Origin of the sequence: Chitinophaga dinghuensis (assembly GCF_003259435.1) — a bacterium.
GTDB classification, from domain to species: domain Bacteria; phylum Bacteroidota; class Bacteroidia; order Chitinophagales; family Chitinophagaceae; genus Chitinophaga; species Chitinophaga dinghuensis.
The window spans coordinates 683400-708800 of sequence record NZ_QLMA01000004.1; the positions used below are offsets into that span (position 1 = coordinate 683400).

General features: G+C 46.1%; 20 protein-coding genes and 1 riboswitch. Of the genes, 13 read left to right on the forward strand and 7 right to left on the reverse strand.

Annotated features, from left to right (window positions below):
* Positions 1-110 precede the first annotated feature (110 nt).
* From CLV59_RS15000 to CLV59_RS15015, 4 genes are all read left to right on the forward strand, one after another.
* Positions 111-959: an SDR family oxidoreductase gene (locus tag CLV59_RS15000; protein WP_111592846.1), complete on the forward strand. Its 849-nt coding sequence runs from the start codon at positions 111-113 to the stop codon at positions 957-959.
* Positions 960-1077: 118 nt separating this feature from the next.
* Positions 1078-1377, forward strand: coding sequence for a hypothetical protein (locus CLV59_RS15005; protein WP_111592847.1), 300 nt, complete (start codon positions 1078-1080; stop codon positions 1375-1377).
* 6 nt (positions 1378-1383) lie between these two features.
* Complete coding sequence (locus tag CLV59_RS15010) at positions 1384-1671, forward strand: DUF6881 domain-containing protein (protein WP_111592848.1); 288 nt, start codon at positions 1384-1386, stop codon at positions 1669-1671.
* Between the two features lie 30 nt (positions 1672-1701).
* Positions 1702-1926: a hypothetical protein gene (locus CLV59_RS15015; protein WP_111592849.1), complete on the forward strand. Its 225-nt coding sequence runs from the start codon at positions 1702-1704 to the stop codon at positions 1924-1926.
* Between the two features lie 80 nt (positions 1927-2006).
* Here CLV59_RS15015 and CLV59_RS15020 read toward each other — a convergent pair whose 3' ends face one another.
* Together CLV59_RS15020 and CLV59_RS15025 are read right to left on the reverse strand one after the other, a co-directional pair.
* A complete protein-coding gene (locus CLV59_RS15020; protein WP_245950876.1) occupies positions 2007-2699 on the reverse strand; it encodes a uracil-DNA glycosylase family protein in 693 nt (230 codons plus the stop codon).
* A gap of 34 nt (positions 2700-2733) precedes the next feature.
* Positions 2734-4884 carry an ATP-binding protein gene (locus CLV59_RS15025; RefSeq protein ID WP_111592851.1) on the reverse strand — a complete coding sequence of 717 codons (2151 nt, stop codon included), beginning with the start codon at positions 4882-4884 and terminating at the stop codon, positions 2734-2736.
* Positions 4885-5114: 230 nt separating this feature from the next.
* On the opposite strand from CLV59_RS15025, the gene CLV59_RS15030 reads away from it, so the two are divergent.
* The 4 genes from CLV59_RS15030 to CLV59_RS15045 all read left to right on the forward strand — a co-directional run bounded on the left by CLV59_RS15030 (position 5115) and on the right by CLV59_RS15045 (position 10538).
* Complete coding sequence (locus CLV59_RS15030; RefSeq protein ID WP_111592852.1) at positions 5115-6374, forward strand: YdcF family protein; 1260 nt, start codon at positions 5115-5117, stop codon at positions 6372-6374.
* A gap of 87 nt (positions 6375-6461) precedes the next feature.
* Entirely contained in the window at positions 6462-8030 is a 1569-nt protein-coding gene (gene treF, locus CLV59_RS15035; RefSeq protein WP_111592853.1) for an alpha,alpha-trehalase TreF, read from the forward strand.
* Between the two features lie 31 nt (positions 8031-8061).
* Entirely contained in the window at positions 8062-9012 is a 951-nt protein-coding gene (locus tag CLV59_RS15040) for an NAD-dependent epimerase/dehydratase family protein (RefSeq protein WP_111592854.1), read from the forward strand.
* 76 nt (positions 9013-9088) lie between these two features.
* Positions 9089-9195, forward strand: a riboswitch (SAM riboswitch).
* A gap of 170 nt (positions 9196-9365) precedes the next feature.
* On the forward strand, positions 9366-10538 hold the full coding sequence (locus CLV59_RS15045) for a trans-sulfuration enzyme family protein (protein WP_111592855.1): 1173 nt from the start codon (positions 9366-9368) through the stop codon (positions 10536-10538).
* Between the two features lie 4 nt (positions 10539-10542).
* Here CLV59_RS15045 and CLV59_RS15050 read toward each other — a convergent pair whose 3' ends face one another.
* On the reverse strand, positions 10543-11754 hold the full coding sequence (locus CLV59_RS15050; protein WP_111592856.1) for a dicarboxylate/amino acid:cation symporter: 1212 nt from the start codon (positions 11752-11754) through the stop codon (positions 10543-10545).
* 85 nt (positions 11755-11839) lie between these two features.
* Between CLV59_RS15050 and CLV59_RS15055 the strand changes: the two genes are divergently transcribed.
* Together CLV59_RS15055 and CLV59_RS15060 are read left to right on the forward strand one after the other, a co-directional pair.
* On the forward strand, positions 11840-14941 hold the full coding sequence (locus CLV59_RS15055) for a TIM-barrel domain-containing protein (RefSeq protein ID WP_111592857.1): 3102 nt from the start codon (positions 11840-11842) through the stop codon (positions 14939-14941).
* A 117-nt stretch (positions 14942-15058) separates the two neighbouring features.
* Positions 15059-15397: a NirD/YgiW/YdeI family stress tolerance protein gene (locus CLV59_RS15060; RefSeq protein WP_111592858.1), complete on the forward strand. Its 339-nt coding sequence runs from the start codon at positions 15059-15061 to the stop codon at positions 15395-15397.
* Positions 15398-15405: 8 nt separating this feature from the next.
* On the opposite strand, the gene CLV59_RS15065 is transcribed toward CLV59_RS15060, so the two are convergent.
* Positions 15406-16371, reverse strand: a complete 966-nt coding sequence (locus tag CLV59_RS15065; RefSeq protein WP_111592859.1) for a sulfite exporter TauE/SafE family protein — start codon at positions 16369-16371, stop codon at positions 15406-15408.
* Positions 16372-16546: 175 nt separating this feature from the next.
* Between CLV59_RS15065 and CLV59_RS15070 the strand changes: the two genes are divergently transcribed.
* The 3 genes from CLV59_RS15070 (at position 16547) to CLV59_RS15080 (ending at position 19978) form a co-directional block, all read left to right on the forward strand.
* Complete coding sequence (locus CLV59_RS15070; RefSeq protein ID WP_111592860.1) at positions 16547-17851, forward strand: hemolysin family protein; 1305 nt, start codon at positions 16547-16549, stop codon at positions 17849-17851.
* 1 nt (position 17852) lies between these two features.
* Positions 17853-18716: a pirin family protein gene (locus CLV59_RS15075; protein ID WP_111592861.1), complete on the forward strand. Its 864-nt coding sequence runs from the start codon at positions 17853-17855 to the stop codon at positions 18714-18716.
* A gap of 317 nt (positions 18717-19033) precedes the next feature.
* Positions 19034-19978 (forward strand): endo-beta-N-acetylglucosaminidase H, encoded by a 945-nt coding sequence (locus tag CLV59_RS15080; RefSeq protein WP_211323870.1) that lies wholly within the window; start codon positions 19034-19036, stop codon positions 19976-19978.
* Between the two features lie 151 nt (positions 19979-20129).
* Here the strand turns inward: CLV59_RS15080 and CLV59_RS15085 are convergent, their stop codons facing one another.
* The 3 genes from CLV59_RS15085 to CLV59_RS15095 form a co-directional block, all read right to left on the reverse strand.
* Positions 20130-20492 (reverse strand): hypothetical protein, encoded by a 363-nt coding sequence (locus CLV59_RS15085; RefSeq protein ID WP_146616204.1) that lies wholly within the window; start codon positions 20490-20492, stop codon positions 20130-20132.
* 323 nt (positions 20493-20815) lie between these two features.
* Positions 20816-22390: a beta-N-acetylhexosaminidase gene (locus CLV59_RS15090; RefSeq protein WP_111592863.1), complete on the reverse strand. Its 1575-nt coding sequence runs from the start codon at positions 22388-22390 to the stop codon at positions 20816-20818.
* 70 nt (positions 22391-22460) lie between these two features.
* Positions 22461-25382, reverse strand: a complete 2922-nt coding sequence (locus tag CLV59_RS15095; RefSeq protein ID WP_111592864.1) for a DUF4132 domain-containing protein — start codon at positions 25380-25382, stop codon at positions 22461-22463.
* Positions 25383-25401 lie beyond the last annotated feature (19 nt).

The window sequence follows — 25401 nt, forward strand, 5'->3', positions numbered from 1 at the left end:
GGCCTGTGGCCGAACTAAACATGTCGCCCGGAGGTAATAAATTGGGAGATGGCAGGAGGTTGCTCTAACTTGTTTTACCTTTACAGTAAATAATCAATGGAAAAGTGCGCATGAATCATCCAAAGTATCCGAGGATAAGTATTTTAGGCTGCGGTTGGGTCGGAAAGCCGCTGGCACAGCATCTTTTGAAGGCTGGCTATGCGGTAAAAGGTTCCCGTACCACTGCGGAGGGAGTGAACGAAATGAATGCGCTGGGGGTGCAGGGATGCCTCGTACAGCTGGAGGAATGGCGGCTTACAGCGCCTGCCACATTCTGGGATGCCGATGTCCTGATCATCGATGTGCCACCGCGTATGCACCGGGGCCCACAGGTATTTGCCCATGAAATGGCTACCCTGCGGGATCATCTGATGCAGACCAGTATCCGCAAGGTGATCTTCATCAGTTCTACTTCTGTTTATCCGAATGTAAATGGTACAGTGGATGAAAGCTGCAGCCAGTTGCAAGATACCCCTAATGGACAAGCGCTGTTGGATGCGGAACAGCTGTTATTAAATACAGCGGGAATGGATACAGTGGTGATTCGTTTCGGCGGACTGGCAGGCTACAATCGTTTTCCGGCTACACAGGCGAGGATGGATGAGACGAATGGCCTGGAGATGCCCGTGAATCTGATTCACCGGGATGATTGTATCGGGATCATTACGCAGGTAATACAAAAAGATATATGGGGGGAGATTTTCAACGCCTGTGCCAGTGCGCACCCGCGGAAGTATGATTATCTTTCAGTGGTGGCCGATTGGTATGGGCTGCAAAGGCCTGCCCGCAAGGATTCGGAAGTAGTGCCCTGGAAAATCATCAGCAATGCTAAATTGAAAGACATGCTGGGTTATTCTTTCCTGTACGATGACCCATTGCAGTTCTTCCATTCAGTGGCACAGGAGGCATCGGAGAAATAGGAGAGGGGACGGACTCGATAAGGCGAATATTTTAAATTTTTATTTGCATTTTAAATGCGAAATATTATTTAATTTGTTATTGCCTTATGTCAACGTCAACAGCTAAACCTAGTTTATCGTGTTTCCTATTTTATTAACCGCCGCCCTAGCCGCTTCCATTATCCTTGGAGTATTTCTGTACAGGAACTTTAATAGAAAAAGACCTATCCCTGCAGTTTTACGCTCTGCTGCCATCGTGAAAATCAACAGCTATAAGTCATTCGGCATTATGGCTACCGTACAATTCAACGATGCCGGTGCTCCCCAGGTAGGTGAGCGCATTCAGCAAGAGGGAGATACTTACAAAATTAAAGGGGTAGTATTTGAAAGTCCCCAACAGCACAACCACGTATGGGAGTGCAAGCTGGAAAAAATCTGATACTCCATGCATTATGTCAGAATTTATTGGTTAAACCGGGATGAAGATGAAGCAGAGATCCAATACAGCGAACTGGATGATCTCCGCTTTGAGTGCAGAAAGATAGAACTGTACCCGGACGGTAGTTTTGGCATTGCGAACAGTAATTTCAATTTTGGGGGTACTGCTCTCAGCGTAGAACCTGTGCCCCGACCCCAGGAACTGAATCACAACAGTCACATGGTAGCAGAAGACCTATCCCCGGAAGAATTCGAAACCGTCTGGTATAAGTACTACAATTATCTTTCGGCCTGATTTCTGCAACGTTTTTATAAAACGTGTCCCATGCACCCATTTATGATCAAGACCCCCTCCGGCCGTTTTTATGTAAAACCTGCCGGTACCCCCGACCACGAAAAATATTCCGTAGATATTGACGGTGAGGAAATTACAATGGAAAAAGACGACGACGGTTATCTTCGTGCGCCTGGCGCCACCTCCAACGGACATCGGTTCCATATGGGGTTGCTGAATATGATTGCGGACTATATCGCGAATGAAACCGATTGAAATTTGCAGTCGCCGGTGTGGAATTCCACGGAGAGTGTGGCAAATTAATCACAGTTCTACGGGGTATCCCAGCCTCATGCCTATAACTTATCATACTCCCGGAAAGCATCCAGGTATTTTTTGATGTATTCGTCCTTGGTTTTGGATTTATACTGCATGACAAACCGGGGATGTTCCAGCGGAACCATGTGCTCAAAAAAATGATGTTGTTGGTTTAACCCTTGCAGGAATGCCGCATTCTTGCCTGTACCCATACAGTAACAGATCTGGCGACTTACAGGCCAGGCCAGTTGAGTAGCCATAGCGCTCAGAATTAGCGGGGTAGCCGCTTTGGTAAGTGCTGCACTGTCGTAATAATTATAGTTCACTTCCTTTTCCCCTTTAACGGCAGTAAATCCCAGGGGACATATACTTGTAATGTAAAACTTCTTATAGAACTTTTCTGGGCCGCCATAGGCCTTAATCAGATCATAAATGAAAACGGAAGAGGGTTCATGAGTTTTGAAACCCTTTATTTCCAGACCTACTGTAGCCATTCGTTGCGTATCAGTAAACGGAACGCCGGTAGAACCTGATCCTAATCGCCCAGGATTGATCCCAAAGATGATCTGTCTGGGTTGATGATCATCATAGAATTTTTTATAAAAGGCGGTCATGATGCCCACGATTTCCTTATTGTTCTGGAAAGGATTCATGACGCGGATACCCGCAGGCAGTTTGCCTTCGAAGCTGAGCGATGTATTGAATGCGATGATACGGTCTGCGAATGTCAAGCGAATATGGATTTAGCCGATCAAGTTAGTCCATTCATGCCATCATACCAAACAACTGGATTTTCTCGAGGATATCTTCTTCGCGGTAAGGTTTGGAGATATAATCATTGAAGCCGGAGCGCAGGTAGTTGGCTACATCATCTTCCAGAATATTTCCGGTAATAGCCACTATTTTCACAGCTGCTTTCTCTTTATCATCCCACTGCCGTATTCTGCCTGCCAATGCAAGTCCGTCCATGCCCGGCAGATCGATATCTGTGAGTACAATATCAAAAGTGTTCAGCTCAAACTGAATAAGGGCCTCTTCCGCATTGGACACTACTTTGTAATACACCTGCATGCGATCCAGCATCAGCGACAACAGTTTTTGGTTGAGTACATTATCCTCTACTACGAGTATGCGTGTCAGTGAGGTTCTGGGTTCTTCCTGGTTGGAGGCATTTACTGGTACGGTAATTTTACGGGTAGCCGGACTATGTACTACCATTGGATATTTGATCTCAAAGAAGAAGGTAGAACCTTTGCCATGTATGCTTTTTACATGGATCTTTCCTTCGTGCAGATCAATTATTTTTTTGGCGATATGCAGTCCCAGCCCAGAACCGCTCACGCGTTTATGCGCATTAGGGTCGTTTTGATCTGCTTGGGTGAATGCATTGAACAGTTGTGGTAAGTCGCGGTTATGAATGCCAATACCCGTATCAGTAACAGCAACTTCGAGTAAACAGGTGTTGTTATCAGTATTTCTTACAGACGCAGTAACGGTAATCTCTCCGTTATCAGTATACTTAATTGCATTGGCTACCAGGTTGGTGATTACCTGTTTCAGCCGAAATGCATCGCCAGATACTTGTAAGCCGGTAGGGAAGTAGATATTGAGCGTCATGATAAGCGACTTCATGTCCGATTGTACACGGAGTCCTTCGCATACCTCTTCTATAGCGGTGCGGGGAGAAAACTTCTCCTGCTTTAAAATAAGTTTCTGCGTTTCTATTTTCGTATAGTCCAGCACGTTATTTACTACCTGTAACAGCATTTCTGCGGCCGTTCGAATAGCGGACACCGTTTCTGGCTTGTATTCGCGGTTCAGTTGCTGGCTGTAGCCCAGGAGCGAATGAATAGGCGTGCGCAGTTCATGACTAACCGTGGCGGCAAATTCCGCTTTTTGCCGGGCGAGCCGCTCTGCCTGTTGTTTGGAGCGCAGCAGGGCCAGATCATAGCGATAGAGACGCATCATACCATAGATGATAATACCTGCAAGCAGGAGTATCAAAGGAATTTCCCAGTAGCTCTGACGCCAGATGGCATAGAGTGCGGAACCTGCTTCGGCTTTTTGTTCCGATTGTTTGGCAAGGATGGCGTCTGTCATGGCGCGGCGGGCACTTTGCAATAACGATTCCAACTGTTCAAATAAACGGCTGCTGGTGGCTACTAAATCCTGTTCCGCCGTGTTCATGCGGTACCTGCTTTTGGCGGCCTCATTGAGCAACTGGTCATAGGAGGCCTGCATTTCCTGTAACTGAGAGGAAGAAACAGTACCATTGCCGCTGCTGCCAGGATTACTGTGGTGTACCACACTTACCTGGTTACTCTGCTGATGAACGCTGGATTTATTGGTGATGGCGTCTTTCAGTCGGCCAAATAATTTCTTCTTATTGGTTTTGGTAACTTGTTCGGTGGTAACAATAGTATCAGAATGCGCTTTTTGCCGCGCCACCATTTTACCCAATACCTGCACAGGGAGAGATACCGCCGCTGGCTTCCAGTCTTCCTGAATTTGTAACAAGGAATCCAGCTGCTGGCTGCATTGCAGGAAGATATCCATTTTATCAGATTTGTAGTTCAGGAGTTTACGCAGACTACCTGTACTAACGCTGTCAAGCAGTACGCTGTCGAGCTGTAATTTCAGCCCATCCAGTTGCTCGCGATAACTGTTAAAATACTTTTTATCGTATGTAACTGTATACAGGCGGAAATTATTATCTGCCTGGTAAAGAAGTTGCGTGGCTCTGTCGAGATAGACGATACTGGTATGGCCTGTCCCCATTTCTCTGATAATGGTGCTCACTTGTTCAGATGTTCTCTTTCTGAAAAAGATGATCATAAAGAGGCTGATCATTACAATGATCATCAAGGTCAGTACAGCAAATCGGACAAATGTCTTCCTCTCGTGATTGTTGTGCATGGGTCAAGAATTGGCGCTTGGCTAACATGTTTTTTTCCGCCGTAAAAATAAGCGTTTTGAGCCTTCTGACGCAATAGATTTTTTATCTAAATGTTTGTTATACAGGTATTTAGGTCTTAGGTAGATATGTATTAAATATATCAATGGATTATTAATATTTATTAAATTAAGAATTGAACAAATTTGAAATAAAGCAGTTATAAATTCATAATTATCTTATAATCTTGTGTATGCGATTAAAACGAAGAATATTGATCTTTTGCCTGTTGATGACAGGAATTACTGCCGTTGCACAGCTAGCGCCGCCGGACCCGCATTACACCTTTTTCTCCGGCGCGAGTGCGGTGCAGGACAGGAATTTTTATCTCTTTACCTTGATGGAAAAGATGCCTGCCGTACGTAGGATAATTACGACAGACTCTTTCCTGGTTCGTATAGGGCAGCAGTTTAGTCGGCGATTGGCGGGGCCTTCAGTACCGGCGGGTAATGAGGCCTATGCATTGGTACAGCCTTTTCAGTTTTCCAATGAAGAGGTAATCGCTGTAGGGGTACGACTCAACGAACTGTTGAACGCCAACCAGCGGGAAATGGCCCCTATGATTCATGCTATGCGTAACAGTGGCATGTACCAGTTATACATCCATGAAAGCGATACCGGCATGCTCACCCTGGCCTGGCAGGACGCCGCCAGAGGAATCAACTATATCTTGGACGCCTATACGAAAAATAAAGGGTTCAGATATCCCAATATTGATTCCGCGGCCTACTGGGTGAAATCGCCGGAATATTTTGCAAGTGTAAATGGTTTGCTGGATAAGTTGCAAGGAGATGACATCCATTCAAACCTTTTCTTTGAGCCCTCCCTGGATCTGTCGCTGGCCTTGCTGATACTGAACCATCATGATGAAGCAGGCAGATATGAACCGCTTTCCAACCTTAATAAGGAGGCCTATCAGAAGATAAAACGCACCGACTGGAATAAATATCCTTACTCCGTAATCCTTATCCTGGGCGCAGGGCCGGGGAATAAAGACCATATCAGCGATGCAGGGAAGAACCGTTGTAAATCGGGCGTAGCAGATTATAAAAAAGGACAGGCTCCTTTTATCATTGTATCCGGAGGACATGTACATCCATTCCTGACGCCATATGCAGAAGGAATAGAAATGAAAAAATACCTGGTGGATAGTTTAGGAATGCCGGCAGATGCCGTAATTGTGGAGCCGTATGCGCGTCATACCACCACGAATATACGAAATGCTATTAGGATAGTGTATCGTAGCGGTATGCCCATGGATAAGAGAATGCTTTGCGTCTCAGATAATATGCATCTCACGTATATCAGCACAAAATTATTTGATCTGCGATGCAGGCAGGATTTGGGATATCTGCCTATGAAGAAAACGCTGAATGTCAGCGAAACGAGTATCAGCTTTTTACCGGAGCTAAGTTCCCTGCAAGCAGATAGCCGTGATCCGCTGGACCCTTGATAATTGCATGAAGGTAACAACAGTTTTTCCTGACGAAAAGCTTATTTTAGTAAGGTACCTGTTACTGACTAAAGAAAACGCTACGTTATGAAGAAACTGTTGTTGCCTTTTCTGTTGATTTGCCTGTTCACCGTACAGGCACAGCTTAAAACACCCCGAGCCACTTATCCAGGTTTATTTGAAGCCGTCCAGATGAACCGCATCTACCCAGATGGCAAAACTTTCCCTGACCTGAAACCGAAGGTTACTCCAGATTCTATTATGCATGCTTATCAGCTGTTAAAAGATAAGCCGGATTTCAACCTGAAATCCTTTACAGAGATATATTTTGAGATGCCATCCTCTCAGTCCCACAGTTACCACAGTGATATCAGCGGGGGCATCCGCAAACATATTGACACGCTCTGGACGGTACTCCGCCGGGAACCAGTGGCAGACGGAAGTATTTCCCTGATTAAGCTTCCCTTTCCTTATATCGTTCCCGGCGGCCGTTTCAGGGAGGTCTACTACTGGGATTCCTATTTCACCATGCTAGGACTCCGCGAGTCCGGGAAAACGGATATGGTGACTAACATGCTGAATAACTTTGCCTGGCTGATCGATACGCTGGGGTTTATTCCTAATGGCAACCGTACCTACTTCCTGACCCGTTCTCAACCGCCGTTCTTTGCCTGCATGGTGCAATCCATGGCGGAAACCAATGGAGACAAGGTTTATCTGCGCTATCTGCCCCAACTGTTAAAAGAATATGCCTATTGGATGCGTGGGGCAAACCATATTAAACCGGGTGAAGCCAATGCACATGTCGTAAAAATGCCGGGAGGAGAAATCTTAAACCGTTACTGGGATTTCAGCGATCAGCCAAGAGAAGAATCATACAGAGAAGATGTATTGGCCGCAGAGAAATCCGGTAGAACGCCTGCAGAATTTTATCGGGATATCCGCGCTGCCGCTGAATCCGGATGGGATTTTAGTAGTCGCTGGTTCCGGGACCCACAGGACCTGCATACCATCCATACCACCGATCTCATTCCTGTAGATCTGAATGCATTGTTGTGTAACCTGGAAGCTGCTATCAGTAAGGCTTACATGGTGAAGGGGAAACGTGATTCCTCTATGCTGTTCCAGCAGAAAAGAATAGCCAGAATAAAAGCGATGAATCGTTATTGCTGGAATGAAAAATCAGGTTGGTATTTCGATTATGACTGGAAAGCCAGACAACAATCCACGGCTATCACTATCGCGGGGGCTTTCCCGCTCTTTTGCGATATGATGATCTCATATGCTCGGGGCTATACGATGAGTGACTTTATAGCGAAAAATCTGTTAGCGCCCGGAGGCGTAAAAACGACACTGGTGAATAACCGCCAGCAATGGGATGATCCTAATGGCTGGGCGCCGCTGCAATACGTTACTGCAAAAGGATTATTGAAAAGCGGACATGAAAATCTGGCGAATGATATTATCAGAAGATGGTTGGGACTTAATACCACTGTATTTAATCATACCGGCAAACTGATGGAAAAATATAATGTGGAAGATTTACACCTGGAAGCCGGGGGAGGAGAGTATGCACTTCAGGATGGGTTTGGCTGGACAAACGGGGTATTCTTGCAATTTCTTGCACGAAAAATTAATCTTCATATTCAGGAATAATCTGTCTCTTTGCAATACTCAAATCATCTTTATGTCAGACCAAAATGCACAGCCCCTTTATACCATCCTTGGTGCAGGAGGCATCATCTCTAATGAACTCACTAATCACCTGGCCGCTAATGGCCACCGGGTGCGACTTGTAAGCCGGAATCCGGTATCCTATGCGGGTATCACGGAGCTTGTTGCTGCTGATATTACCAATGAGCAGCAAACGATGACAGCAGTAAAAGGCTCAGATTATGTAATCCTTTGTGCAGGGCTCAAATATGATATTAAAGTTTGGTCTGTAGCCTGGCCCGCTATCATGAATAACGTGATTCGTGCCTGTAAAGAGGCAGGCGCCAAACTGCTCTTTTTCGATAACGTATATTCGTATGGGTTAGTAGACGGTCCTATGGTGGAAACCACCCCTTACAATCCTTCCAGTAAGAAAGGAGAGGTAAGAGCCCGCATCGCCCGTCAGTTGCAGGACGAAATGCAGGCAGGCCACATCACCGCTACCATTGCACGGGCAGCCGATTTCTACGGACCCAAAGCGGATAAAACCGGCTTCCTGAATATCCTCATCCTGGATAAATTTAAAACAAAGAGCAGCGCGATGTGGATAGGTAAGGATGATTTGCCCCACAGTTATACGTATACGCCAGATGCTGGAAAAGGGCTCTATCGCCTCCTCCTGGATGCAAACAGCTGGAACCAGGTATGGCATCTCCCTACAGCTTCTCCTGCACCTACCGGCAAAGAGTACGTACAGATGTTTGCGGATGCTATGGGCGTAAAAGCCAGACATATGAACCTGAATAAATTCATGCTTACCTTGACAGGCCTCTTCGATAGTAATATTCGGGAGATGGTGGAAATGCTTTATCAGAACAATTATCCATATCAACTCAATTCCGATAAATTTGAAAAATATTTTCAGCTCGCGCCAACGCCCTACCTGCAAGGGATTCAGGAGACAGTTGCGGCCTTAAAAAGATAGTAGTCTACAAAAATGGTAGGAAATAAATTTGGCGAATTGAATTTCCGCTGTATCTTTGCATCAGTTCTTACATAGTTGCTTATCAAGAAAGGAGTAGGGAAATGGCCCGATGATACCTTAGCAACCTTCACCACCAGTGAAAGGTGCTGCATCCATCCTCGCCGCGGCGAGGGAAGATAAGTCAGATACCAGTTTTATTGCGAATTCTTCGGAATCAACATATTTAAAACTCATCTGGCTGCCAGATGAGTTTTTTTATTGCTATCACGCAATAGAATACCCACCTGTCTGCCCACCTCACTTGATAGTACCACTGCAGGAACCCATTTCATCATCATTAAAATTATTTATCCATGAGTACTATCACACAACTGATTCATTCTATTCCCGTAGATCCTCAAACCGGCGCTATTGCGGTTCCTATTTATCAGACATCTACTTTTGTACAGGAAGCTCCTGGCGTCAACAAAGGATATGATTATGCCCGTTCCAATAATCCAACCAGGGAAATAGCAGAGAAAATAATAGCAGGACTGGAAGGAGGAGCAGGCGCATCGGCGTTTTCGAGCGGACTCGCAGCCATAGATGCAGTGGTAAAATTGCTGCAATCCGGCGATGAAATCCTGGCAGTAGACGATATCTACGGAGGTGCGTTCCGGTTATTCGATAAAGTGTACAAAAAGTTTGGTATCCATGTCAATTATATCGATACCAGCGATATTGAAACGGTCTTTCATGCTATCACACCCGCCACGAAGCTGATCTGGCTGGAAACGCCTACCAATCCCACTTTGAAGATCTCTGATATTGCAGCCATAGCCAGTATCGCGAAAGCAAATAATATTTTATTGTGTGTAGACAACACTTTTGCGTCGCCGGTATTACAACAACCAATAGCGTTGGGCGCTGATCTGGTGGTTCATAGCGCTACGAAGTATCTAGGTGGTCACTCTGATCTCATTGCTGGTGTTGTTATCAGTAAAACCCCGGAGCTGGCACAGGAAATCAAATTCTACCAGAATGCCTGTGGGGCCGTGTTATCGCCATTCGATTCCTTCCTCTTGATTCGTGGCATCGAAACGTTGCCATTGCGTATCCGTCAGCATAATCAGAATGCGCAGCAAATTGCAGCCTATCTCGAACAACATCCGGCAGTGGATAAAGTATATTATCCGGGATTAGCTTCCCATCCGGGACATGAGCTGGCAAAGCGCCAGAGTAAAGGATTTGGAGGAATCATTTCTTTTACCCTGAAAGATGACGCTACGGCAGCAGCTACCGCGTTTGTCACTGCTACTAAATATTTCAAACTGGCAGAGAGCTTAGGCGGCATTAAGAGTTTGTTGTGTCATCCTGCGGCAATGACGCATAAATCCATCCCTGATGAAAAGAGAAGAGCGGCAGGCGTCAGCGATAGTCTGATCCGTTTGTCGGTAGGACTGGAAGACGCAGAGGATCTGTTGGCCGACCTGGAACAGGCGTTCGCCCAACAACCTGTTCCCGCAAAAGTAACAGCAGCTGTATAAACGTTTATTCGGTTTGTAAATGACCTTTCATGAACCGGGTAGTCAGCATGGCAGCCACATTATCGCCGGTGGCATTCAGTATAGTGGCCAACGGGTCTACCAACGTACCAATAATCATCAGGGGAGGGAGCGCTTCTACCGGGAACCCATATACGCTCATTACGAGCAGTTCGCCTACATAGCCTCCGTTAGGAATGCCTCCTTCCACGATGCTGGCAATAACGGTCACGCCCAATGCCAGCATGATGGTTTGAGGATTGTCGAATCCTTTACCATACATCCCGAAGACTACCGCCATTTTCACAATAGAACTTATACTGGAGCCGTCTTTATGAAGAGTAGCGCCCAGCGGTATCACCACGCTGGATATATCGTTGGGAACGCCCATGCGGGGCGCCGCTTCCAGGTTGGCGGGAATGGTGGCAATACTGCTACCCGTTCCCACGGCGGTCAGCGTAGGAATAATATTGTTTTTCCAGAAGAGTTTTACCCCACGGACACCGCCGGCAATAAAAGCATAACCACTAAACCCAACCAGGAAATAAACGATGCCAAAGCCATAGTAAATAGCCATGGAATGGGCGTAGGTACCAAACAATTTTGGACCCAGCGTGCCCACCTGGCAGGCGAAATAAGCCCCCAAACCTATTGGCCCGGCTTTCATGATGAGATGTAATACCTGTTTCATCACCTCATTACCGGAATAAAGAAAATTACGGAAACCAGCTCCAGCAGCGCCTGCTCTCATCGCCGCAAAACCGACTATCACCGAGAAGATGATAAAAGGCAGCATATTCTTCCTGGATAAGAGGGTATAAAATTCATCGACCGTCAGTAGTCGCGTTAGCTGCTGACCAACATTACCGGGATTGCTGATATCCCCGGCATCATGCGATAATATCACCTGTTGATGAATAGGAAATATCCATACACAAACGATGGTCAGGAAAGCGGCAATTAATAAAGTAGATAAGAATACCAGAGACATAGTTCCGAGTATACGGCCTAGCTTCCGGCCAGCATCCACCTGGGCAATAGCATTTGAAATGGCAAAAAATACCAGTGGTATAATAGCAGTAAAGAGTAAATTTAGGAAGATATCGCCAACAGGCTGGATAACAGTAACGCGGCTTCCCAGTATCAAACCCGCTATGCTACCGGCAATGATACCTCCCAAAAGCCATAGCACACTGCTGTAATTCTTTATAAATCCCATACAGGAAAATTTTCTTAATACAATTTATGCCGGAATTCTCAATTATGATGACTATTTTTATCGCCACGTTAGCATATACTGAACAATGAAAAGAATCTCCTTTAAGTCCCTGCTGGGAGGGGCCGCACTGACGGTACTCCTGAGCATGGCCGTTACCCACGCGGATGCACAATACCGCCTGCGCTTCAATGGAGCCAGCAATTTTGTGGAACTGAACGGCAAAGACCTCAAGCCGCCTTATACGGTGGAATGCCTCGTCAGTCGTAATAAAGTCAGCACCTATTCTTCACTGCTTACCAGCAGCGATTATGAAAGCGGCATCCGACTGGAACAATACAACAATACCAACAAAATCGGGCTTACCAGGAAAGGTAAATTTGATGTACTGTTTAATTATGAGCTGCCGGTTGGTAAACTCACGCATATCGCCCTGGTAGCGGATAGCATGCAAACCTCCCTTTATGTAGACGGTAAGTTCATTCAGACGATCGATAAAAGTATTCCCCTGCCGCTCGCGCAGATAGGCCTGGATGCAGATGGTTTCGGTACCCTCAATGCCACCGTTGATGAGATGCGTATGTGGGATAAAGAGTTGTCGGCCGCCACTATAGCACGTCTGGCCTTTAAAGAAGTGACCGATAAAGATCCGGAATACAATCACTTGTTGCACTATTATAAGTTCGATGAAGGTAGTGGCAATGTGGTAAAGGATTCGAAAGGCACGCTGAATGGAAAGATTTTCCTGGCAAACTATGAAAAAGTGTATCCACTGGATATCGCTATTACCAATGTGGTTACTCCACAGAATGGCCGTGATGCCTTCTCTGCAAATGAACCTATTACCATTCGCGTTACAAACCTGGGCACGCAGGAAGTAAACAAGGATGTGACGGTTACTTACTCCGTTGGTACCGGTACTGCGGAAAAGCGTATCAGTATTCCGTTTGGAGCCGCGCCGCTTCCGCCATATGCCTTTAGAGATGTATTGCTGGAAAAAGCAGATCTGCATAGTAAAGGGATCTGGAAGCTGGATGCTAAAGTATTATTACCGGGAGACGAGAATCCCTCCAACAATCAACTCTCCACGCATCTCCTGTTGAAGAAAGTACCATTGACAAATGCCCTCAAAATGCAACAGTTGCCTGGGCAGGTGTTGTTTACCTTAGGGAATGCTATGGTGAAACTGCAATGGCTGCAACCGGATGTATACCGACTGCAAGTGAGTCCTGACGGTAAGTTTGAAGATGCCATGGAAAATGGTATTGTGGTATGGAATGGCGATAAGGCAGTACCTTATAAGATCACTGAGTTAAAGAACTACTATGATATCTCTACTTCAGCATTAAAGATGCTGATAGAAAAATCACCTTTTCGTATATCCGTTTACGATAAATCAGGCGCGCTTGTCTATGAACAAAAAGAGCCTATCAGCTTAGGTGAGCAGGCAACAGAGTACCTGGGGCGCAGAGACAAAGATTACTATTATGGCGGTGGTATGCAGAATGGTAATTTCTCACATCGCGACAGTATCATTCCTATCCGTAATAATTTCGGTAACTGGGGCGCCAATACTACTTCCAACCCCGCGCCATTCTTCGTGAGTACCGCTGGTTATGGCATCTTCCGCAATACCTTCAACAAAGGTGAATATGCTTTCCGCGATACTGTAAAACTGGAGCATGAAGGGTACGAATTTGATGCTTACTATTTCTATGGACCAAGTATCAAAAAGGTACTGGAAGCGTATACCCATGTAACGGGACGTCCGTTTATGGTACCACGTTGGGGCCTTGAATTCGGAGATGCCGATTGCTACAATAAGAAGGGGGTGACTGGTGATGTAATCAGTAAAGTAGCCCGCGTATACCGCGAAAAAGATATGCCAGGCGGCTGGATACTGCCTAACGATGGCTATGGTTGTGGCTATCAGGGACTGGATACGGTAGTGAAAAGTCTGCATAAACTGGGCTTCTACACCGGCTTGTGGACCGAGAACGGCGTGGAAAAAATCAAAGATGAAGTAGGTCGGATCGGTACGCGTTGTATGAAGCTGGATGTTGCCTGGGTAGGTCCGGGTTACAAATGGGGCCTGGATGGGAACCGTGCCGCTTTCCAGGGCATTGAGAACAATGCAGATGCCCGTGGTTTCATCTGGTGCGTAGCCGGCTGGGCGGGTACACAACGTTATGCTACCGTATGGAGTGGCGACCAGAGCGGAAACTGGGAATATATCCGTTTCCATATTCCTACTGTAATTGGTAGCGGACTCTCCGGCTTCAACTATGCCACCGGCGATGTAGATGGCATCTTCCGTGGAAGCGCCAAAACGTATGTACGCGACATGCAATGGAAAGCATTTACGCCGGTATACATGGCTATCAGCGGTTGGGCGAAAGAGAATAAACAACCGTGGACTTACGGTGAACCCTATACGAGTATTAACCGCAAATTCATGAAGTTGAAAATGCGCCTGACGCCGTATATGTATTCCTATTGCCGTGAAGCCTATGAAAACGGTACCCCGGTTTGCAGGGCCATGGTACTGGAATATCCGAAAGACAGCACCACCTGGGGGCGTTCCACTCAGTATCAGTTTATGAGTGGCGAATACCTGTTGGTAGCGCCAGTTTATAAGGATGAAGAAAAACGCGACAGTATTTATCTGCCTGCAGGTACCTGGACCGACTACGAAAATGGCGATACCTATTCCGGTGGCCAGTGGCTGCAAAATTTTGCAGCTCCGCTGGAGAAACTGCCGTTGTTCGTAAAGGAGGGCGCTATCATTCCTAAGTACCCTGAAATGCTGTATGACAGGGAGAAGCCGAAAGATACCCTCACCCTGGAGATCTATCCGGGCGCTGATGGTCATTTCAAATTATATGAAGATGATGGCGCTACGCTGGCCTACAAGAAAAGCAACGCCTTCGCCTATACGAATATCACTTCCAAATATGTTGGAGCTAAAACCACTGTAGTAATAGGCGCCACCAGTGGCAAGTACAATGGTCAACTGGAGAAACGCAGTGTGAAACTGGAAGTATTCCGTCAGCAAAAGCCTAAAAAGGTAACGCTGAACGGGAAAGTGATCAGCAGCTGGACCTGGCAGCCAGGCTATAAGAAAGGTTGTGTAATGATAGACGCTGGCATAGCGGATATCCGTAAGGCACAACAGTTGGTGATCGAATAAAATTTTTCCGCATCCATCCATTCAACTCCGGCTGACAGCTGCAAGGCTGTCAGCCTTTTTATTGTAATGAACTTTTCTTTTCGCCGGGTGTTTTAGTAAAGCAAATGATTGTCGCACATGAAAACGCTGTTCCTTTGTTTGTTCCTGATAGCTGCATTTGCGTTTATCCGCCCACCGCAGGAGAATTATACTGTAGGAGAGGTATTGCGAAAGGCAAGACAGCTGGACCGGGACAGTTCCACCGTCCGACTCACCGGCTATTTTACGCGGAAGCTGTCAAAAGGATGGTATCAGTTTGCAGATCGTACTGCAGAGATCAAAGTGTATGTAGACGACAAGTATCTCCCTAGCAAACCATTGGACGACAGAATTTCCATGATTTTATATGCGTCGGTAGAGTACGAGCAGAATAAGCCTGTCACCCTCAAGGCCAACAAGCTTATCACAGAAGAATAGGTGTGTATTTACAGCACTTTCACTGCGAATCCGTAAATACTTTTTATACTTGCCAATATTACAATCACGGCAACGGCGATCATAATTGTTTTAGCGGAGATTTTATTGGAAACTCTGGCTGCGATAGGAGAGGCCAGCGCGCTGCCAATAACCAGCCCCATCACCGCATCCCAGTGCACATGAGAAAGCACTGTTACGAAGGTCAGAGAGCTCAGCATAGCAATAAAGAAGCGGCAAAGTTTAACGGTTCCCAGGGAAAAGCGGGGATGCCTGCCGCCGGCAATCAGCGAAGAGAGTACAATAGAACCCCATCCGCCACCGCCAATGGCGTCAATAAAGCCTCCAAAGAAGCCAAGGATACCGATTTTCTTAATTTTTTTATGTTGATGCGCTTTTTTATTGCGCACCTCAATCGCTCTTTTCAGGATGATACTACCCAGAATCAGGGTGTACAGCGAAACAACAGGTTTCGTATAGGTAGCATAATGTTCCAGGGAAGACAAGAGGTACGCGCCAATCACGGCCCCGGTAATACCCGGAATGATGAGCATTTTAAAGAGTTTCTTATTGATATTCCCCATCTTGAAGTGCATCCAGCCTGCGATCCCGTTACTGAGGATTTCAGAAATATGGACAGCCGTACTGGCGGAAGCCGGCGGAATACCCATGGACAGTGAGAAAGTAGTGGAAGTGATGCCATAAGACATGCCAATGGCGCCGTCTATCATGGCAAATATAAATCCTGCAATGAGAAAATAATAAAAAGTGGCGGGGATATCTTCTACATACTGTTGGAAGTTGGGCGTATGCCACCAGATGAAGGTCAGGGTAATTCCAAGGAAGAGCACCGCAGCCGTCCACCAGAGCAGACGCTTTCCCGATGGGGAGCCTTTGGCAGGCAAAACTGTTTCCTGTGGCGGAACAGGGGTTGTTTTAGCAGTGGTAGGGGCGGCTGATGGTATGACTTTCTCCATGTATATATCCTGTCAATTTCTTCACAAAATACACAAACTCTATGAAAATAGTAGACTAATTGAAAAAAATTCCGGAAGATAGTTTTGGGGAGTGGGAAAGGACCTGGTAAAAATACCTTAACGTATAAGAATTCTTTAGCCTATATTTGGGGTTGCGAACCAATTTTCCCACATAATGTTTCTACAAGTTCTTGGAACTATAATTCTTGTTTTACTGAATGGATTTTTCGTAGCGGCCGAATTTGCTATTGTAAAAGTTAGGTCTTCACAGATAAATGCCAGCGAGGGCGCTTCCAAAAGAGCCACCAAAGCGGCAAAGCATGTTCTGAGCAACCTCGATGGTTACCTGGCAGCAACACAGCTGGGTATTACCCTGGCTTCCCTGGGGCTGGGTTGGGTCGGAGAATCCGTGGTAACAACACTGGTATTGAATTTTATGGATGCTATCGGGCTGCACATTACCGAGAGTGCGGCGCATGCGGTAGCTATTCCAGTAGCGTTTTTTATTATCACCGTATTACATATCGTATTTGGAGAGCTGGCGCCCAAATCCATGGCTATACGTAAACCGCTGCCTACAACGCTGGCAGTAGCCATGCCATTACGATTCATCTTCATTATTTTCCGCCCTTTCATCTGGCTCCTGAATGGTCTGGCCAACAGTATTCTGCGTCTTTTCGGACTGCAGCCTGCCGGAGAATCGGAAATCCACTCTGAAGAAGAGCTCAAGCTGATTATCTCTGAAAGTCAGGAAGGTGGCGCTATTGAAGAAACGGAAAGAGAGCTTATCCAGAATGTATTTGAGTTTGATGATAGTCGCGTGAAAGAAATTTTCACCCATCGAAAAAATCTTTCTGCCCTGGATATCTCATTGCCATTTGATCAGTTGGTAAACCAGGTGATTACCGATGGTTATTCCAGATATCCGGTATATGATAATACCCTGGATGAACTGAAAGGCGTGATCTATACCAAAGATCTTGTAAAAGGAGTGCATGAGAAGAAAGTAACTGATATCAGTCAGATCCTCAAACCGGTGTATTATGTACCGGATAGTATGAAGATTAAGGATCTGCTCCGTACTTTCCAGCTGCAACGTATACAGATGGCCGTAGTGACTAATGAGTTCGGCGATACCGAAGGTATAGTAACGATGGAAGATATCCTGGAAGAGCTGGTAGGCGATATTCAGGATGAGCACGACCATGAAGCGCCGATTGTAGAGAAGAAAGATGATATTACGTATATCGTAAATGCCCACGAAAATCTGTCTGATATTAACGAACATCTGCCGTATCCATTACCGGAGAGCGAACATTATGAGACGTTGTCGGGTTTAATAAACTATGTACATGGTAATATTCCGCGGGAAGGAGATGTAGTTCGTCTGGAGAGATACGAGGTATTAATATTAAAGATGTTCCGCAGTTCCGTGGAAAAGGCCAGTCTGAAATTATTATCTGACGCACAAAAACAATAACATGGAAAAGAAAATTCTGCATGTACTGGAAGGAAGAGAAAAACAGATCACCGATACAGAAGTAGTGCGCCAATCGTTGCCTACTATGCAGTTTCGCTTTGCAAATCCGTTTATTGTAGTGCATCACATGATGCCGAAATTTTTTCCTGCCGATTCTCCGGAAGACAGGCTGCATCCACATCCGCACAGAGGCTTTGCTCCTGTTACATTTATGCTACAGGGACAGGGGTTCCACCGCGATAATGCCGGTAATGCAATGACCGTTACTGCTGGTGATGTACAATGGATGTTTGCCGGAAAAGGTATTCTGCATAGTGAAGGGCCTTCAGAAGAATTCCTGGAAAAGGGAGGCATCTACGAACTTTTACAGCTATGGTTCAATGTACCTGCGGCAAATAAGTTTGATGCGCCGTATTATCAGTATGTACCAGGTAGTACCATGCCGGTAGTAGTCAATGAAGGGGGAGTACATCTGACCCTGATAGGAGGGGAGTATGGTGGCCAAACGGGTCCACTGAAGAATTTTACCCCTATCACCGCTATCTGGGGAACCATACATGCAGAAAAAGAATTCAGGTTGCATGCAAAACCTGGCTACTGGACATTGCTCTATGTGATTGATGGCAATCTCCTCGTAAATGGCACCTCTGTTGATGGTTATCATTTAGTCGTATTTGATAAAGAAGATCCGCATACGGAAGTTTTGCTGCAAGCTACAGAAACCACGCGTATCCTGTATCTCAGCGCTGAACCGCTGAACGAGCCTGTTGCAGCAAAAGATAATTTCGTGATGAATACCCAGGAGGAAATAGAACAGGCCTTTGCCGATTATAAGAATGGGTTGTTCGGTACATTGGAAAAGTAGTCTCCCTAAACATATCTCATTACATATTTCCGCCTCACCTGTGTGAGGCGGTTTTCGTTTATGGACTGCCGTAGTTTAGCAAATGTTTTATGGAATGCTAAGGCAGACAAAACTATGGCTTGCTAAACTATTCCCAAATCCTTTGTGGACTTGAGCTTAATCGTTTTAGTTGTTTTATTGATTTTTTCCTATATTCATGATAAGAATTCGAATTCCACATTTTCTGGTCGAGATAATTTAGCACACAGTTAGACCCATTAGTCGTATCCCATGATCCGATCCTGATTTCCTTTTTATTAACCATCAAAAATCTAAAAATGACGACCCAATTCCACGCACTGCACCGCGTTGTGCTGCCTGCTATTATCATTGTAATGCTGGGTATGCTCTCCTGTAAGAAGGATGTTGCACCCCGGACAGATCAAACTACCAAAGCCCATACAGAAACTGTGACCAAAGCTGGCGGAAAGTCCGTTTGCTATGTGGAGGTTAACAGCAACAGTTTGTTGAATACCGGTAAATACACGCTCACTACCGGTGGACAGCAACTCTTTGATATTGCGATTATATTCGCGGCCAATATCAATTACAACACTACTACTCAGAAAGCTTACCTGTCCAACAATCCACAGGTTACAAGTGTATTGGTAAACAAAAGTACCCAGATCGTTCCCTTGCAAAACAAAGGCATGAAAGTGCTGTTGTCTATTCTGGGAAATCACCAGGGCGCGGGTTTCACGAATTTTACGAGTCGCACTGCGGCACATGATTTCGCCAAGCAATTAGCAGACACAGTATCCTATTACGGACTGGATGGAATTGACTTCGATGATGAATATGCGGATTATGGTACGAATGGTACGCCGCAACCGAACGACAGCTCTTTTGTATTCTTGTTGAGCGAATTACGTTCGCTGTTGCCTACAGGAAAAATTATTTCTTTCTATTACTATGGCCCTGCGGCCTCCCGCTTATCTTATGGAGGACAAAAAGCAGGCGATTTTGTAGATTATAGCTGGAATGCTATTTACGGCTCTTACTCTGTTCCAAATGTAGCCGGTCTTGCAAAAAGCCAGCTGGCGCCAGCTGCAGTGGATATTTCCAGTACAAGTCAGTCTACCGCCGTTTCCCTGGCTAATTCTACTAAAAACAACGGCTATGGGGTTTATCTCTGGTATAATCTGACAAGTACGAATAAAGCTTCTTATTTCTCTGCTGTATCACAGGTACTTTACGGAAGTAATGTTACTTATACTCCTTAATGCAGGAGTTTCTTTTCAGTGTGTGCTAAATCGTTTAAGTACAGGATAAGACTGACTAAAAAGTGGTAATTCAAAAAAGAGAGGACGTTTCAAGATACTTGAAATGTCCTCTCTTTTTGCATGAAGATAGTGGTGGCGTCTATACGGCATACTAGCATTTCCAGGTTTCCCAATCTTTGCCCATGTCGAGCATGATCGTTTTCATTCCTGCTATGCTGTAGTCTACTCCATCAAATCGTTTTTCGAACTTGTCATTCATCAACTGAATTTCCATCTGCATACCATTAAATCGTTTTTCAACTTTAAGATCCAACTGCTTAATACTATCTTCCAGGAAGGCAAATTGGATTTTAGAGCTTTCATTCATCCCTTTCATTTCCTTCTCCATGCGTTCAAATCTTTGATCTATGCGCTCAAATCGTTCATCTATACGTTCAAATCTTTCATCCATTCGATGGAATCTTTCCTCAAACTTGGAGTCCATTCCCTTTAAGGCAGCTAAGATTACTTGCATCTGGTCATTTGACATACTACGAAATTTAGGGTTCAAAGAATTTATTTCGTTGTAAAATTAGCAAGCTTTTCCTTCCGGAAATCTGTTCAAAAGTTAATCAAATGTTATTGATAAACAATAATTTATATATTATTAAAATGATATTTTGATGATCGTTTTGATAACCTAGAACATAATATGCAAATGCTAGTGTATAAAACGCAAATGAATAGCGTCACAGACATCATTCATTTACGCTTGAGTTTTCATCGTCCCTACCCAGCGGGCAGGAACGATGAAAAGCATGTTTTAGATGTATGCACATTTTGGGTGCTATACTATTTTTATTGCCCGTAGTTAATACCTGCATTTTTCCAGCGGGAATAGAAGAAGCCTAATGCTTGTTGGAACTCGCTGAAGTTTTTATTGGCGGGCATAGTCCAGCCAACTTCTGCGTAGGCAGCTAGTCGCGGATATACACGTACATTCATGCTTTGTGCATCGGGAATAAATTCTCCCCACATTTGACAACCGAAGCCGAGAATTTTTGAATGGTACTGAGGTTCGAGTCCTGCTGGAATAGGATCGAATCCATAAGCTTTGTCCAGTTTGAAATCATAGTCCAGGTAAGTATAGCTGTGATAAGAGTTTACCACATCGTAGCCTTTGGAAACCGCATCTCTGATGAGGGAAAGCTCGCCTTTCCAGAAATGAACAATGGTTTGTGGCGCGAGTTTCTCTGTGCCTGCGATATCGTTGGCATCATTGTACTCATGCAGTTTTACCCCCATGATTTCATTCCAGCCCATCATTCTGCGGTTATTGGCGGCAAGATAGTTGGAAATACTATTGGTGAAGGAGATTTGTAAATCGGCCGGAGAGCTTAAATGATGTTCCCGCATGTATTTCACGACAGTGGAATCGGCTTTCCACTGGTCATACTTCACTTCATCTCCGCCTATATGAATCACTTTTGATGGAAATAGTGCCATAACTTCCTGGAGTACATCCTGTAAGAATCCGATTACTTTGGGATCGGTTACATTGAAAACATTATAATGTACGCCAAACTGTGCAGGCACTGCAATTTGTTCGTGGCGGGTGCCCAGCCAGGGATAGGCCGCAATGGCCGCACTGGCATGGCCAGGCATTTCAATTTCTGGTACTATGTTGATATGCCTTTCCGTTGCGTATTGAATAATATCTTTTATCTGATCCTGCGTATAGTAGCCGCCGTGAGGCACCAGTCGGTATACCTTGCTACCGAAGGCAGTCTGTGAAGAATCGCGGTGGCTGCCGATTTTCGTCAGCAGGGGATATTTTTTTATTTCAATTCTCCAGCCCTGATCGTCTGTCAGATGCCAGTGGAAAGTATTCATTTTCAGGAGTGCCATCTCATCGAGCAATTGTTTTACAGTTGCCACACCTTTGAAGTGACGGGCTTCATCCAGCATAAAGGCACGCCAGCCGAAGCGGGGCTTGTCTTTGATATCTATTCCTAAAATCGTGTAAGCGTTGCCGTTAGTGCTGATAATTTGTCTTAATGACTGGATGCCGTAGAATACGCCGGCATTGGTGGCAGCAGTAATGATTACGCCGTTATTGTCTGCATGTAGGGTATAACCTTCTTGTCCCAGATCTGGAGATAGTTGGGGCTGCAGGTCGAGGCGTATGTAGTTAGATGCGGCTTTGCTGGCGGCGCTGAGGTGTAATCCATATTCGGCCGCTAATGTTTGTTGGAGGAAACCCGCTTCTGTGGCACTTTTGCCGGCAATGATGGCGGTTTGGTCTGTTAATGAAAAGTTGGCGCCTGTCGTTTTAATTTCTGAAGGTCGCGGAATGATGTTCACTGCGTAGAGCTGTGTAGCCGCGCAGAGTAGTGCGGTTAGCGCAGCCAGCTTTTGCTTGATGGTATGCATGATAAATGGAGGTTATAAGTAATTTCCAAAGTTAAAAATTACAAATAATCTCCGGATGCAAGCGGGACTTTTACACGAGTGTGGTATTCATGCGTGCGCTGGCAATATCTGCGATGGCTTCTGCCCAGAAGATAGGCGCCACTTTCAGGAAGGGGAGCAGGCGGTCAGCAGCCACCGGTTGGGGGCTGCTGAGGGATGCTGACTCCTGTAATATTTCAGTGAAGTACAGGTTACCCAGTTTGCACTGGATACCGGTTTCGTGGTAGATGCTGAGGACGTCTACCGTCGCGGTTACCTGTTGTATATCGTCGGTTTTGGTGAAGGCGTACAGTTTGCCTTCTTCATTGATAGCTGGCGTCCAGCCTTTATCCTGGAGATGCAGGATGAGGGCTTCCTGTTCCATCACAATATCTTCGAAGTCGTTGATTTGTGTCTGGAAGTGCTGTGCTGGCGTCAGGAGCGCGGTGTTTCTGTCGAGCTGATTGAAAGCAGGAATAACATTGTTTACGGTGAGATGCTGTCTCCACTGTTGCAGACTGGTTTCATCCAGCTGCAAAGGATGGAGGAGTCTTACAGTAGCATATTCCGGCAATTGAATTTCTGTTCCTGAAACACTGTGCAGACGGGATTCTTCAGTACATCTGAAAGTAGTTGTCAATTGACCTGCTTCATCATATACTGCCCAGATCAGTCTGTTGGCAAAAACAAACATCAGGGGATTTTGCAGGAACAGTTCCAGCCATTGGGTGGCTGTCCAGCTGCGCTGATTGACGAGGAACTGTTCCAATCGCTTCGTTTGTGCTATGGCCATATCCGGCAATTGTTTCTGCAGTGATTTGAAGAAACGTTTGGTCTCCGGAGCGGCGGCTACAGGCGGCGTTTTCGGGCGTCTGTTTTTGCGGTTCAGGTAAGCGATGCGGAAATTCAGGTCTACAAAGCCTTTCCAGGTATCGCCTTTCATATCGAATGGCTTGTATCTGCCATCGAAATCCAGGTCAGGAACGGCTTTATCTCCCAGTTCATGCAGTGTGAGTCCCAGTTCTTCGGCAGCGCGGGTGAGGGCCGTTCTGGCGGCTGTACCCAGCGCTACTTTTCTGGTGACGTATTTATTGGCGTAGTATTCTACTATTTGAAGTGATTTGCTGCCTGCCTGGAGGGCGAGTGCGGCCAGGCCATGTTCTGCCTGACGTGGGCGACGATGTTTGATCCAGTCTGCGATATTATCCTGCAATGCTGTTGCCAGTTGTTTATGACCAGTGAGTGCAGCAGTGGCCAGGAGGTATTTCAGTCTGGTATCGCCTTCGTGCTGTTCATAAAGGTTGAACAGGGCTACGGCGAATTCATCGTTACGTGTTTTGTCGAGCAGGCGAAGTAACGGTCTCGCCTCTACGTCGGCGCCCATCTCTTTAATCCTGGACATACGGTACAGAAGGAAGCGGGTGGCTTCGAGGGGCAGTTGAGTGCCGTCGGTGGTCCAAAGGAGTGGGAGGGATTGGTCGTCCAGCCATTTCTCCAGTGGGCGCGACAGTTTATGTCTGCTGGCAGCGGAAGCGATCAGGTAGTGGACCGTTTCCATATCGGCGGTATACTGAATGGTATTACCGAGTGTTTCCAGCATCATATCGCGGGCGTCGTCGTTGATCTCATTGTGGAGGGCTTCCTGAATGAGGGTGCGGGCTGCGGGCGTGTTGATACTGCAAAGTATGAGGGTGGCTGCCAGGCGCTGTTCTGCTTTTTTATGTTGCAGCAGCTCAGCGGCTTTGTTGTAAGCTTGCGGATCGCGTGCCAGTAGTGTGGCTACAGCCATACGTACCGATTTCAGTTTATGCAGGGTATAAGGCCAGAGCTGATCTGCAAACGCGGCAGGATCATATTGATCCAGCACGGGAAGCAGCAATTTAATATCATAGCCGTTTTCCAGTGCATTCAACAGGATGGGTAGTATCTGTTGCTGCGGCTGTTGTCCGAGCAAATCGAAGCATTCTTCCTGGATCATGCGTTTATCACGGATGAATGTTTCCACGTAAGCGGTACCGGCGGCAGGGTCCTGTTGGAGGAGCCCATGCAGTGCGATGACGCTTAAAGGATAGCTGCGACGGTCTGCTGCATGGAGCAATGTAGTGGCTGTTCCTTCTTCAGCCGGCGGTTGGGAAGTGAAATCTTCCAGGTACTGGCGGAATAAGGGCAGCAAATTCGCCTGATAGGTTTCAGGCTGGAAATTGGTCAGGGCGAGATGAACGCCCAGGCGTACGGCCACCGAACCTGCATTGGCGGCGGCAGTAGCGATTTGCAGCAGCAACGGTTCATATTTACTGTAGTTGTGCTGTAATAATGTATTGGCTAGTTCACTGTGAAGATATCCCGGAAGTTGTTGCAGGAGTTTGGCTTCCAGGTAATTCATTTCATGGTCGGGATGGCTCCGGCTAAGGAGTCGAAAGAACAGGGAGTTCCAGTTGTGCTGATACCATCTTTGCAGGTATGGCTGGATAGTTAGTTGATCCGTTGATCTGAGCAGGTCCTGCAGGAATTTTCGCAAGGGCGAAAATTTCAGCGGCATGAGGTCCATGTTATCGCCATAATTGGAATAAAGGATCAGCATGGAGCCGATTTTCTCAGGGGAGTAGCCCTGTTGCTGCAGGAATTGAGTAAAATTGCTGAATCGCTGTACAATAGAGGAGGAGCTGCCTGGCATATCTAGCATAGGGACCATATGCTTCAGGAAATCATGCTCGTTTTTCTCCCACACTTGTGGTTCGGATAGTAACTGTAGCACCAGCCGGTCGTTGTCATTCCATTGATCTGGTAACTGAAGCAGAGGGATAAGGGCGCCTGCCATTGCTAATTCGTCTGTGGTGAGCAGTGAGGGAGCTGTGGCTTGTCTGCCGGTCAGGAACAGTTGGATCGACACGATGGTGGTTTCATTCGCATGCTGGAAGTACCTTCTTTTCAGTCTTTCGATTATTGGTTGTGTCGCTTCCTCTGTATATGGCATAAGGTCTAAATAGGTGTTC

What these genes read in the sequence shown, in the direction of transcription:
- CLV59_RS15060 (WP_111592858.1), top strand. Translation starts at nt 15,059, where the DNA reads ATGAAAACGCTGTTCCTTTGTTTGTTCCTGATAGCTGCATTTGCGTTT.
- CLV59_RS15085 (WP_146616204.1), bottom strand. Translation starts at nt 20,492, where the DNA reads ATGCAAGTAATCTTAGCTGCCTTAAAGGGAATGGACTCCAAGTTTGAG.
- treF (WP_111592853.1), top strand. Translation starts at nt 6,462, where the DNA reads ATGAAGAAACTGTTGTTGCCTTTTCTGTTGATTTGCCTGTTCACCGTA.
- CLV59_RS15050 (WP_111592856.1), bottom strand. Translation starts at nt 11,754, where the DNA reads ATGGGATTTATAAAGAATTACAGCAGTGTGCTATGGCTTTTGGGAGGT.
- CLV59_RS15090 (WP_111592863.1), bottom strand. Translation starts at nt 22,390, where the DNA reads ATGCATACCATCAAGCAAAAGCTGGCTGCGCTAACCGCACTACTCTGC.
- CLV59_RS15070 (WP_111592860.1), top strand. Translation starts at nt 16,547, where the DNA reads ATGTTTCTACAAGTTCTTGGAACTATAATTCTTGTTTTACTGAATGGA.
- CLV59_RS15080 (WP_211323870.1), top strand. Translation starts at nt 19,034, where the DNA reads ATGACGACCCAATTCCACGCACTGCACCGCGTTGTGCTGCCTGCTATT.
- CLV59_RS15025 (WP_111592851.1), bottom strand. Translation starts at nt 4,884, where the DNA reads ATGCACAACAATCACGAGAGGAAGACATTTGTCCGATTTGCTGTACTG.
- CLV59_RS15075 (WP_111592861.1), top strand. Translation starts at nt 17,853, where the DNA reads ATGGAAAAGAAAATTCTGCATGTACTGGAAGGAAGAGAAAAACAGATC.
- CLV59_RS15045 (WP_111592855.1), top strand. Translation starts at nt 9,366, where the DNA reads ATGAGTACTATCACACAACTGATTCATTCTATTCCCGTAGATCCTCAA.
- CLV59_RS15095 (WP_111592864.1), bottom strand. Translation starts at nt 25,382, where the DNA reads ATGCCATATACAGAGGAAGCGACACAACCAATAATCGAAAGACTGAAA.
- CLV59_RS15000 (WP_111592846.1), top strand. Translation starts at nt 111, where the DNA reads ATGAATCATCCAAAGTATCCGAGGATAAGTATTTTAGGCTGCGGTTGG.
- CLV59_RS15010 (WP_111592848.1), top strand. Translation starts at nt 1,384, where the DNA reads ATGCATTATGTCAGAATTTATTGGTTAAACCGGGATGAAGATGAAGCA.
- CLV59_RS15065 (WP_111592859.1), bottom strand. Translation starts at nt 16,371, where the DNA reads ATGGAGAAAGTCATACCATCAGCCGCCCCTACCACTGCTAAAACAACC.
- CLV59_RS15055 (WP_111592857.1), top strand. Translation starts at nt 11,840, where the DNA reads ATGAAAAGAATCTCCTTTAAGTCCCTGCTGGGAGGGGCCGCACTGACG.
- CLV59_RS15040 (WP_111592854.1), top strand. Translation starts at nt 8,062, where the DNA reads ATGTCAGACCAAAATGCACAGCCCCTTTATACCATCCTTGGTGCAGGA.
- CLV59_RS15030 (WP_111592852.1), top strand. Translation starts at nt 5,115, where the DNA reads ATGCGATTAAAACGAAGAATATTGATCTTTTGCCTGTTGATGACAGGA.
- CLV59_RS15015 (WP_111592849.1), top strand. Translation starts at nt 1,702, where the DNA reads ATGCACCCATTTATGATCAAGACCCCCTCCGGCCGTTTTTATGTAAAA.